Annotated in this window: 4 protein-coding genes; all 4 read right to left on the reverse strand. The window is 45.3% G+C overall.

What is annotated here, in order from left to right; genetic code table 11:
• On the reverse strand, positions 1-1,460 hold a 1,460-nt coding region (locus BTW01_RS17210; RefSeq protein WP_162104201.1), incomplete at its 3' end, for an NTTRR-F1 domain.
• 894 nt (positions 1,461-2,354) lie between these two features.
• Positions 2,355-3,626 (reverse strand): glucuronoxylanase, encoded by a 1,272-nt coding sequence (locus BTW01_RS17215; protein ID WP_162104202.1) that lies wholly within the window; start codon positions 3,624-3,626, stop codon positions 2,355-2,357.
• Between the two features lie 67 nt (positions 3,627-3,693).
• Positions 3,694-5,238, reverse strand: coding sequence for a glycoside hydrolase family 43 protein (locus BTW01_RS17220; protein ID WP_162104203.1), 1,545 nt, complete (start codon positions 5,236-5,238; stop codon positions 3,694-3,696).
• Between the two features lie 183 nt (positions 5,239-5,421).
• Positions 5,422-13,269 (reverse strand): non-ribosomal peptide synthetase, encoded by a 7,848-nt coding sequence (locus BTW01_RS17225; protein WP_162104204.1) that lies wholly within the window; start codon positions 13,267-13,269, stop codon positions 5,422-5,424.
• Between the last annotated feature and the right edge of the window lie 87 nt (positions 13,270-13,356).

Below are 13,356 nucleotides of genomic sequence, written 5' to 3' on the forward strand. Positions count from 1 at the left end.
GTTGGCCCAGTAGGTCCAGTGGCACCGGTATCTCCAGTCGGCCCAGTCGGTCCAGTATCCCCAGTAGGTCCGGTTGGTCCAGTAGCGCCGGTATCCCCAGTAGGCCCAGTAGGTCCGGTAGCGCCGGTATCTCCAGTCGGCCCAGTAGGTCCGGTCGGTCCGGTAGCGCCAGTATCTCCAGTCGGCCCAGTAGGTCCGGTAGCGCCAGTTGGTCCAGTCGGTCCAGTAGCACCAGTATCACCAGTAGGTCCAGTCGGTCCGGTAGCACCATTATCCCCAGTCGGCCCGGTCGGTCCAGTAGCCCCGGTATCACCAGTCGGCCCAGTAGGTCCGGTAGCGCCAGTGTCACCAGTCGGCCCGGTCGGTCCAGCAGGCCCAGTAACTCCGGTCGGCCCAGTTACTCCGGTTACGCCAGTGAGCCCAGTCGGCCCAGTCGGCCCAGTTACTCCCGTAAGTCCAGTAGGTCCGGTAGCGCCAGTTACACCCGTCGGCCCAGTAGGTCCGGTTACGCCAGTGAGCCCGGTCGGTCCAGTTACTCCCGTAAGTCCAGTAGGTCCGGTAGCGCCAGTAACTCCGGTCGGCCCAGTAGGTCCGGTTACACCAGTGAGCCCGGTCGGCCCAGTCACTCCTCTTAATCCAGTGGGTCCAGTAGCGCCAGTTACACCCGTCGGCCCAGTAGGTCCGGTTACGCCAGTGAGCCCGGTCGGTCCAGTTACTCCCGTAAGTCCAGTAGGTCCGGTAGCGCCAGTAACTCCGGTCGGCCCAGTAGGTCCGGTTACACCAGTGAGCCCGGTCGGCCCAGTCACTCCTCTTAATCCAGTGGGTCCAGTAGGTCCAGTAACTCCCGTCGGCCCAGTAGGTCCGGTTACGCCAGTAAGCCCAGTCGCTCCAGTCGCTCCTCTTAATCCAGTAGGTCCGGTAGCGCCAGTTACACCCGTCGGCCCGGTAGGTCCAGTAGGTCCCGTAGGTCCAGTAGGTCCCGTAGGTCCAGTAGGGCCAATCTCCCCGGCAGACTCTATTAAAGAAACATCATCAATTAGAACAGATCCAGTAGTAGTTTTACTTATTACTATCACTGCGTTTACTGCTTCCGCGGGGGTTTCAATTGTTCTATATATCTCATTCCATGTATTAAATGAGATATTTGGCAAACTTCCGGAAGCAATGATAATTTCCTGTCCTCCTTCAATCTCTTCCCCTTCATTGTTAAAAAATAAAATTTGTATAGTTACTTGAGGACTTGGATTATTTTCAATCGTTCTAAGCGAAACGATGAATACCGAAGATTGCCCAGAAACGACAGGCACCACCTGCCCTAAAAAAGCATACGGCTGGCTACTGATAAACTGTGCGGAATAACTTCCAGAGTGGGCAAAAGTATTAATAACAGACGTATTTGCAGAAGCCCAGCCCGTCAGATTTCCTGTTTCAAAACCTCCATTTACAATCACATCATTCACTCAACTTCATCCCCTGCCTTTTTGAATAGTTCCAGCTATCATATGCAGAAAAAACTCCAGCGATCGTTCATTTTGCTAGCTAAAACGAAAAAAGGTGAATGCCTCTGCATCATTTTTTATATCTGTTTATGTAAATATCAGTGAGTATCGAACCCGAAAAAAGAGAAAGCAGTAAATAGCTTCTTGGATGATCAATAGAATGAGGTTTGGGCTTTATATAAAGACAGAGAAGATTCTCAGGGGACTCAATGCAATTGAATGAAGGTTTTACATATCTTAGATTGAGAAGAGTATGCTAATGAAGGAATTTAAAGATGGCGAGAAATAGCAATTCATAGCCAGAAAAACGTTTTATAAAAGCTGCTGATAAGAGTATCAACAGCCTCACTACTATGATCACAATTTTCGAGTGCTTCGGAACATGTAAACCCAATTAAATACTTCATTTCCCATTGGTTTGACCTTCACTTTTTTATCCTCGTAAGATATTTATTCTATTTTGAGCTGTCATGGCACTCTCTTTAATCATGCAATTTGCTAATAACTTAAATCCTAAAAATTGGTAAAATGTTAGCTCGGGGAATACTGCACCCTACTCTAGTTTCTTTAGACGTATTATTTTAGTTCTGCTATTTTTTATTTATTCTATAGGCTATCTGTTCTCTATGTTGGGGACAGGTAGTTTCATTTTTCAGATGCACTGTATCGTTATGCTTCTCTCGTCATTTACCTCGGCCTTGAAACATACGGCTTCAAACGAGATACGAGATGAAAAAAGCGATATTCCGATTGGAACATCGCTTTTTCAGACTATAGAAGAGCGTTGAATTTCAGCAAATGTTTTGCTTAAAAGTCTCCTAGATTATACCCGGCGCATCGCTTGCTTAGATGCCCTTAACGATTTACGACAAATGTTGTCACGCTTTGGGCTGGAAGGTGGGCCCAAAAATGATTGTCGGTTACATTGAGATTCGTTCCAGGCTGAAGATTGCTGCTGCTGCTCGTGACCCATCTAGATACTGTAGAAGCAGATCCGTTCTGCAGCACAAAATTATGGTTGACCCCTGTGTTGCTTTTGTTAATGGCAACAATAACGACCTTGTTGTCACCTTTATAGGCTGACACGTAAACGTTTGCATTCGGATTTTTCGTTGCATCGATCCTTACATAGCCGGGACGCACAAACTTCGAGAAATGCGCCATATTGTAACCGCGTTTGCTGATCGTGCCGTCTTCTTTCATAGGACCGTATGATCTGCGAATGTACCACCATACATAAGCTTGAAAATCTCCCTCAACCATTGAATGGTGAATATGCTCTGAAACCCCCAATGCCTCGGGCCAGCGATCTGCTGAATTATTGTCACTGTTCGGATAGTATACTTCCGTCATCCACAGCTCTTTCCCTCCTCCTTTTTGTTTGAAAAGAGGATAAGGGAGCTGGCTAATCTGAGTACCATACAGATGAGCGCCAAGAATATCCATATTCCTAAACGCCTGTGGGTCGTTCAAAATGGGGTCTGATATATTTTTTAGGTACTGAAATGATTCGGGCGCAATGACACGGGCATTAATCGAGCCGGCGTTTTCCTTCATGAAGCGAAGTATTTCTTGCGGCGTCCACCATGTCCAGTCGTGTGCAAAATCAGGCTCATTTTGAACAGAAATTGCATACAGATTCACACCATTATTCTTCATAAAGGTAACGAAATCGTTAAGATGCTGCGCGTATGCGGCATACTTATCGTATCTCAGCCGTTTAGCCGATGTATCCCCATTATGATTGAAGGTCTCAACCATGTTACTTGGGGGATTCCAGGGCGAGGCAATCACAGATGCTCCGTGCTCTATCGCTCTTTTTGCAGTTGCAACTTCTCTGTGCCAATTATTTCTGTTATCGTCTATATAGATTCTGAGAACAGAAAAGCCTAACTGATTCTGTCCATTGCCAAAAGCGGTTTCCCTTTGAGGTGCTGTAAGATCTCCGACCCAAGCAGGATGATTCATTCCTCCAAAACCGCGAATCACTTGTTTTTCTGCAGATACATTAACGGTTACATCGCTTGTTGCCAAAACTTCAGCAGCTCCTGGCCCGGTAAATATGACTGATAGTATAGTGAAGCACATCAATAATACACAAATTGTTTTTTTTACGCATGACATCATTTTTTCCTCTCCTCCATATGCATGAATGGCTTTTTGAATTGTGCAACAATCAGCTTCGTCGCTTTTGCTATCTTTGCGTAAACTGCCAGTGATCAAAGTGAAACAAGTTTCTTGTATTTGTTCCGTTAAATACAAAGTATACGTTGTGCACACCTGTTGCGCCGTTTACCGCAGTTTCTATTTCTCTCCAGGATTGCTCTCCGCCTGTAGGAGGAACATCCAAGGTTCCTACAAGCTTACCGTTTACACTGTCAAGACGAACTTCTATCTTCCCTCCTGCAGCCGATGCTACATTGGCTTTAAACGTCTTGGCACCGCCCGCTCCGAAGTCTGCATTACCTACAGCAATCCAATCTCCGTTATGAATGTTTGTGACATGCTGATTATTGATCGGTCCGCCGGGTGCTGAGGATGCCTCTGTTAAAATGCGTCCATTCCAGGCAAATGTTTCAGCTTCTATCCGGTTATATGGATTCAAATTGGAAAGCTGTGTTACGCCTGTATAATTTGCCGCCACCTCTTGAATGGATCCATCTGGATGATGCACAAGCTTATTAATATGGGGAGATCGGTATCCTTTACCAGCCCCAAACAGAGCGGAACTGACAGTTTGAGTATGGTACACCACATACCATTCGTTTTTAAAATTGAAAACCGCATGATGGTTGTTGCCGCCGCCCCCGAAAAAAGCACCCGGATTTTTCAGGAAGTGCCCTCTATACGTAAAGGGACCCATGGGACTTGAACTGGTCATATAGCCGATCTCACCTGGCGGCTTATCGGCCGGATGCACGCCGCTGAAATTGATGCAATAGGAATAGTAATAGGTTCCGTTAGATTTATGCATTCCCGAATCTTCAAACATGAAAGGCGCATCAATCGTAGATGCACTTCCCACAACACTTGTCATATCAGGCCCTAATTTGATGACTCTTGCTGTTTTCGGATTTGCCCATTGATCCTGTGTTGGATTTGAGCCGCCAGGAATGCCACCGCCGGCGTACAGGTAGCCGGTGCCGTCATCATCTACGAATACTGCCGGATCAAAAAGCCACACAACACCGGACATTCCTGGTGTACTTGTTGTAAGCAACGCTTTTCCGATCGGATCTGTCCATGGACCTGTTGGGCTGTCTGCGGTGAGAACCCCGATCCCTCCGCCGCCGTTTGCGAAATAAAGGAAGAATTTATCCTTACCATTGATCTTTTTCACTGCGACTGACGGAGCCCAGGACGCACCCGCCCATTTCGCAATTCCTCTGCCGCCATTTATCCCATTGGCACCTGCTGCTGGAATGGCTCCGTGGTCTGTCCAGTTCACCATGTCCGCCGAAGAGATGACAAAAATTCGATTCAAATTGGCGAACGAATTATCCTTAATCGTCCTGTCACTATTATATTCGTAGTCATCACTTGACATATAAATATAGACTCTTCCGTTATATGTCAGTGCAAACGGATCCGCTCCCAAATGATGGTCTATCAGCGGATTTGATTTCCCTGCATGTTTTGCAATTGTGGTACTGACGGCATACGCAGACTTCCCGGTGAAGCAGCTCAATAATAAAAATAAAGCTAGAACCCATAAACATACGCTGCGTTTTTTCATCATAAGTTAACATCCTCCTTTTTCTTAAAATGGGTTTCTTTTAAAATTTGATGACAACAGGTCGTAAAGAATGCATAAAAATGGAAAATTTCTAGCGTGAATTGTTGCAAACATAGGATTTTACGCTCCTCTTTCTCATAAAAACATGACCGCTAACTGTCTCAGCGGCATGTTGTATTAGATTATTTATATTTTGTGAAACTTCCTATCTCCGGCAAACGATTCCGTTGACAGTTGTTCATTAACAGCAAGTCCTTGAGGAACCCGTTCTGCAATCCTGTTGATAATCGTTCGAATTGCATCTGCATTTTCTTCGATATGCTGAGGTTCAAAGATTGTCACATGATCTCCTGTTAATTTGTACTCAAGGTATTGCTGTGCAGTTGATTGCGTCCACCCTCTATCAGTTGAATCGCCGCACAACAAATGATGTATGTTGGCATTGATGGCGCCGGAATTAATCAGTTCATTGTGATACGCAAGGTAGCTTCTGATTTTCTCCTTAATCGAAGGAATGGTTAATAGTTCTCTGTAGTAATCTGGAATAATGTCCATATTCAGTTGGACGATCTCTTCTATTTCCTGTTCCGATAAATGCGTAACCGTAACGGTCATTCTAGAATCCAGCATTATCACATCAGATACGATACGTCCCCGCTGCTCCAAAGTTTTAGCAACCTCAAAAGCCACATTTGATCCTGCGGAGTAACCAAGCAAAACAAACGGCCCTTTTTCCTGAATGCGCATCATGCTTTCTGCATATTGGTCAACGATCTCTTTTTGAGACTGATCTTCCAAGAAATCAGCGGCATAGACGGTACAAGCGCCGTCAAGCCTTTTCGCCATTTCATGATAAACCAGCCCATACCCGATTAAAGGCGGAAAACAGAATACAGGGATTGAACCTTCCTGATTCAGCTTCACAAAGACATTATTTGTCTTGGATTCGAACACCTCGGTTAGAATGGCGCGTGCCATTGTTTCGATGGTTGGAAAATCGTATACGGCTTGATAATGCATTTTGATTCCCATATTGGCGTTCATTTGATGAATCAATTGCAATACTTTGAGTGAATGGCCGCCAACGTCAAAAAAGTGATCTTTTATTCCCGGGTTACTGAGGGCTAAAACGCTCTTCCATATCTCAGCCAGCTGTTTTTCAATTGGTGTTCTCGGTGCTGTGTACTCAGTTCCGGCCACCTTATTTTTCTCAGGAGCCGGCAAAGCTTTTCGGTCGATTTTACCATTACTAGTGATTGGCATCTTGTCTACTTGTACAAAATAGGCTGGAATCATATATAGAGGCAGTTTTTGCAGCAATTTCTCCTTCAAATGGATTGCATTCAGTGCTTTGTCCCCTGTCAAGTAGGCACAGAGCTGCTTGGAGCCCTTTTCTTCAACTGAGGTGACAACTGCTTCTTTGACTGCATCGAGTTGTAATAACGACGTTTCGATCTCGCCGAGTTCAATCCGGTACCCGCGGATTTTCACCTGATGATCGATTCGCCCTATATACTCGATATTACCGTTGGGCAGCCATCTTGCTAAGTCTCCTGTCCGGTAAAGCCGCTTTCCTGCTTCAAATGGGTGATTTACAAACTTTTCAGCTGTCAGCTCCGGACGGTTCAAGTAGCCACGCGCAAGCCCGTCTCCTGCGATACACAGCTCTCCTGGCACACCGAGCGGCTGAAGAAGTTCTGATTCAGGCTGTACGATATACAATTGAATGTTGGAAATCGGTTTACCTATTGGAACTGAGTCGAGCGTTTCTCCCGTTTCACATTCAAAATACGATACATCAATCGTTGCTTCTGTCGGCCCGTATAAATTGATGATTTGAGCCTCGCTTACCGGTGTGATGATGCGATGAAATCCGGCAGCGTGCGCAGGCGTTAAAGCCTCGCCGCTTGCAAATACATATGTTAATGACGCCAGCTTTCTCTGTAATTCGTCGTCGGTTTTCTGCTCCATGGACTCGAGAAAAGCATGCAGCATCGCAGGTACAAAATGCATAACGGTAATATTTTCTTTCGCAATCGTCTCTAAAATGATGTCAGGGTTCTTCTCTCCTCCGTTTGGCAGCAATACTGCTTTTGAACCTGTTAACGACCACCAGAACAACTCCCACACCGATACATCAAAGGTAATAGGGGTTTTTTGCAGAATGGCATCCTGCTTGTCCAGCGGGTAGTTTTCCTGCATCCAAACGAGACGATTGACGACGGATCGGTGCTCAACCATCACTCCTTTTGGTTTCCCCGTTGATCCTGAAGTATAGATGACATAAGCTAAGTGATTCGGACTGACTGTTTTCTTCAAGTTCGAAGCATCTTCCTTGAAGAATCGCGGATCTTCCAGATCCAACACTTTCCCTTTAAAAGGTACGCCCTTCCTCAAATGACTCTGTGTTAACAACAGCTTCGTATCCGAATCCTCCAATATATATCGAATACGCTCTTCTGGATAACTCGGATCGATCGGTACATACGCGCCCCCGGCTTTTAAAATCCCAAAGAGTCCTATGATCATTTCCAATGAACGTTCGGACATAATCCCGACCGGCTGATCTGGATGCACGCCTTCTGATTGCAATGTCCTGGCAAGTTGATTTGCTCTTTCATTCAGTTCCCGGTATGTCAGCTGTTTTTCTCCGAAGATAACAGCCGCTTGATCAGGCGTACGTTGCACTTGTTCCTCAAATAATTGATGAAGTGTCTTTTCCTTTGGATACTCTGCTGCCGTATTATTGAATGTTTCGATCAAAAGCGAGCGTTCATCAGCTGTCACTATATCTAAATCTCGAATGTGCGCTGTCTGGTTTTTCACCATCTGCTTAATGATTTGCAGAAAATGCTCTTTCATCCGTTTGACACTATCATGATCATAGACGTTGCCATTGTACACAAAATGAATGTCAATTTCTTCTGCAGGCATGACAATGAAATTGAAATCATAATGGGTTTGCTCCTCCATATGAAAATTGAGAATGTTCAATGCGTCACGATCCTGTTTCAAGTGCTCCATTTGTTTCTCGACCGGATAATTTTCAAACACCATAATATGACTAATCAGCTGCTGCTTTTGTTCGGTTTGAGCCTGTATTTCATACAATGGAAATGTATCAAATGCCTGAGAAGCCAGTGCCTGATCTTGGCTCATCTTCAATACTTGTTCAACGGTCATTTCAGGCTGAGCGGAAATACGTACGGGAATGGTGTTGATAAATAAACCGACCATAGATGCAATCCCCGGGATTTCTGCCGGCCGGCCGGATACGACCGTTCCAAAAACGACATCCTGACTGTTGTTATATCGCTGCAGCAGCAAGCCCCATGCACTTTGTATCAAAGTGTTTACGGTGACGTGATGTTGGCTTGCGGTCTGTTTGATTTCCTCAGAAAGCTGTTTTCCCAGGTGACATGCAAGCCTTTGTTTTTGATATCCAGTAGATTGGTTTGAAACAGGTTCTTTCGGCAAAACAGTCTTCCCTTCATAGCCGTTCAAATATTTCTGCCAATAGGCTGAAGCATTTTTATGATCCTGATCTTCCAGCCATTCGATATACCGGCTGTACGGGGGAACGGCTTCCCGTTTCGGTTTCCTTCTATCGAGAATTGCATAATAGGTTTCAAACACTTCTTTTGTAATAAGAGGCATACACCAGCCATCCATTAAAATATGATGGAAGCTCCATATCACTCGTGCTTGGTCGTCCTCTGTACGAAGGATTGAGACACGCATTAACGCATCTTGAGTAAGATTGAATCCTCTTGCTTGATCTTTTTGTACAAAGTCGGCGATGAACTTGGCGCGTTGTTCATCCTTCATGGTTCGAATATCTTCAACGGTTATTTCGATCGGTTTTTTTCGAAATACGATTTGTAGAGGCTGATCTTTCCAATCCGTATAAAAATGAGTCCGAAGAATCTCATGTCTGTCTGCCAGCTGCGATAAACTCATTGTAAAGGCTTCGATATCCAAATCTCCTTTGAGATCAAAAGCGGCTTGTTCAAAATAAGCTCTGGAAGCTGAATCGATTAAGCTGTGAAACAGCATACCTTTCTGCATGGGGGTTAACGGATATATGTTTTCAATGTCGCCAATATGCTGTGTTTGCTGAGCAAATTGGTCTAATTCTGCGATTGTGATGTCTTTTAGCGAAATATCACTAGGCGTCAGTTGAATTTGTTCTTGAGCTGTACAATGTTCGATAACTTGTTGCAGGCTGCTCTTTAAGAGATCGGCGCATCTTTCTATTGTTTCTCTTCGATATTGTTTTCCAGAGTAACTGATAGCCAGTGAGAGCTGTCCGTCTGAAATCATGCCGTTTATATCGAGCGCATAGGTAATGGGATGCCTGTCGCTGGCAATTTCCCCGCCGGAGTAAGGGGAGATCTCGATTTTTCCATTTCGGACATCTTGATCGAATTGGCCGAGGTAATTGAAGCTGATTTCCGGATGTCCGGTCCAGTCAGGTGCTTTCGGATGATCGGATAAATATTTGATCAAACCATATCCTATTCCTTTTTGGGGAATCTGACGCAGCTGCTCTTTTACTGTTTTAATACGCTTTGAGATATCTTGATCCGCTTTGATTTGGAGAGAAACAGGGTATTGGCTTGTGAACCATCCCACTGTACGTGATATATCAAGGTCTTGGAAAATAGATTCTCTGCCGTGCCCTTCCAGACTAATGAGAATGTCTTCATGGCCGGTCCAACGATAGATAGCCATCCCAAGTCCGGTCAGCAATAAATCGTTCAAATCAGTCGTATAGGCCCGGTTAGATTTTTTTAATAAACATTCGGTTTCTTCCGCTGTCCATTGGACGATGATCGTTTCCTTTTCTTTGACCAGACCAGCATCCTGTGTATTGTCCTTTGGCAATGCATAAGGCGGGATATACTGCTGTTCGAACCAGTATTGGTTTTCGGCTTCAAATTCGTGACTTTCTGCATAACGTTTCAATTGTTCAGCCCATAAAAGGTAGGAATCTGTCTTCTTAGGCAGCGTGATCGATTCGCCGTTTTTGAGCTGCTCATAAGCCGATGTTATATCTTCAAGTAAAATTCTCCACGAGACGCCATCGACAACTAGATGATGGATCGCCATTAGCAAATGATCTCCATCCTGGCATTGAAACAATCCCAGTTTCATAAGAGGTCCTCCGGCTAAATGGATGGATTGCTGAATGCCATTGGAGATCGTTTCTATCGTTTGGGCGGGATTGGTTTCTTCGAGTAATGAGAACACTTCAAGGCTGAATAAATCTCCTTCATCGATCCCCCGATTTCGGGCTTCATATCCGTGGTCTGTCGGAACATAAACCATGCGTAAAGCATCGTGATGCTCTGCAATCTTCTTCATGACTTTTTGGAGCCTCGATTCGTCCAACCCCTCTTTAAAATAAAGCATGACAGATTGATTATAATGGTGCGAATCAGGATATTGCTGGGCAAAAAACCAGTGTTGAATCGGTGTCAGCAGCGATCGGCCTTTGATTTCTCCTTGTTCAGCAATTCGCGTGACCGGCTCTGCAAAAGGAGCAACACCAGCGATTGTCGGATGCTTGAACAAGTGTTTGATGTCAAGCTTATACCCTGATTGATATAAGCTTGAAGTCACTTGAATCGACTTAATTGAATCTCCCCCAAGCTCAAAGAAGTGATCGTCGATTCCAACGCGTTCTGCGCCTAATACCGACTCCCACACTTCGGTTAGGGTTTTTTCCAGCTCTGTCCGCGGAGCTATATAGGTATCACCTGTGAGATTGGCTGTTGGAGCAGGCAATGCCTGACGATCGATTTTTCCGTTGGACGTAAGCGGTATCGCTGTCAGCTGTATGAAATAAGCAGGTATCATATAGTCGGGAAGCTGCCGGGACAGATGTTCTCGGATTTCACTTACGGTTAAAGAATGCTGTGCTGTATAATAGGCGCACAAAGATGTTTCTCCATCGGTTTCGTGTGCAATAACGATAGCTTCTTGAATCGGCTGTATATGAATAAATGCGGCTTCGACTTCACCGATTTCAATGCGGTAACCGCGAATTTTCACCTGGTGGTCGGCCCTTCCGAGGTATTCGATCTTACCGTCCGGAAGCCGCCTGGCCAAGTCTCCTGTCCGGTACATTTTTGCCCCCGGTACAAAAGGATGCGGCAGAAACTTTTCCGCTGTTAATTCCGGCCGGTTCAAATAACCTCTGGCAATACCGTCCCCGCTGATATAGATTTCTCCCGGGACGCCGATCGGCATCGGCTTCATGCTCTTATCGAGTACAGAAATGTTCATATTGTCTGCGGCGGTTCCGATCGGCACTGATTCCCTTCTGTCATGTTGTGAATCAAAGGAATGGATCATACAGCCGACGACTGTCTCTGTAGGCCCGTATTCGTTAAAGATTTCGATTCTGCCGCCGAATTGCCTGCTGATGTTTCGAGCGAGCCCAGTGCTTAAATTGTCGCCGCCAACGATGAATTTCCGAATGGCGCACTCAGGAGGAATGTTCATTTCTTTTAATAACCGCAAATGAGCCGGGGTCAATTTGATAATATCAACTCTTGGATCCTGTACAATGGATTCAAGCAAGACCGCCTTGTTTTCGCCTCCGTAGATAATCATGGCATTCCCGGTAATAAGCGGCGTGAAAACAGATGTTACTGTCAAATCAAAAGCGATGGACGAATAGAGCGGAAAGGTAGTTTTTTCTCCTTTGACATATACCTTGCGGGCCCACCAAATATAATTGGTTAAGCCTTGATGCTCAATCGCCACACCTTTAGGCTTGCCTGTAGAGCCTGACGTATAGATGACATAAGCTAAATCCTTCGCACTGCTGATCGGTTCAAGGTCAGTGCTGTCCTTGTGGTAAGAGCTTTCTTCATCAATGAAAACCATTGGGCCCGAAAGATCCAACTGTTGTCGGAGATGGCTCTCTGTCAAGATGATATCAGCTTCGGAGTCATCTACTATATACTGGATGCGGTGCTTCGGATAACCCGGATCAATTGGCACATAGGCACCGCCTGCTTTTAATACGGCCAGTATTCCCACGACCAGCTCAATGCTATGATCGTTGATAATGGCTGCGAGCCGATCCTTCCCGATGCCCTTGGCTCTTAACGTTCGGGCTAATTGATTGGCGCGTTCATTGAGCTGGCGATACGTGAATTTCTTTTCACCGCAAATAACGGCTGCTTGATCCGGTGTTCGTTTTACCTGCGCTTCGAATAACTGAGTAATTGTCTTATCCCGCGGATATGCTGTTTTCGTATAATGATAGTCAAGGAGAAATGTATTTGTCTCCGCTTCAGATAACATATTCACTTGGCCGAGGGTGAGGTCGGGCTGAAATAATATGATAGAAAATAGACGATTTAAATGTCCGATTACCTGCATCATGTACTCGCGGTCATAGGTTTGGTCATTAAAAAATAACTTTAAATCAATCGAGTTTTCCCCCATAGCAAACTGAAATAAAGCATCTGAAGCAGCCGTTTCTATGAAACGATCAGAATGAAGTTGCTCTAATGACACAACCGTATGGATGATCGGCAAATGATTTGTATTGTAATTCAGCGGCAGCTGTCCGGCCATTTTCTCAAAAGGAACGTTTTGATATAAGATTGCTTCGTCCAGCGTATGTTTCAGTTCTTGGAATATCGATTTAAACGTACTGTCGACATTGATATTCTGTTTGATTAACAGGAGTTGATCTAAACGAAGCTCCTCATCAGTTTCGTCTTCAAAGGTTGGAACCCCTGTAATCACCCTCTCTTCCCCTGTGTATTTGTATAACAGGGCTTCAATTCCGATCAGGAGAACCAGATAGACGGCCATCGGCGTTTGATTCGTCATGGTCAGGATGCGGCGTGATACATCTTCACTCAATGAGCTGTGAATACAGTCAGATGCCCTCGTTATATCACGCTTTAATGCTGTGTTGGACATTTGAAACGAAGGGAATGCACTGGGGCGGTCTTCCGCTTGAAACATACTTCCCCAGAACAACTCCTGTTGTTTGAATTCTGACATTCATATCCCTCCAGTTGGTTTCATTCCTGTTTTGAAGGCGGCTGGCGGCAGCCTCGGCATTTGTGCCGGGACAGCCGCTGCCGTCTA

It is taken from the genome of Bacillus sp. SKDU12 (assembly GCF_010093085.1).
GTDB classification, from domain to species: domain Bacteria; phylum Bacillota; class Bacilli; order Bacillales; family Bacillaceae; genus Bacillus; species Bacillus mexicanus.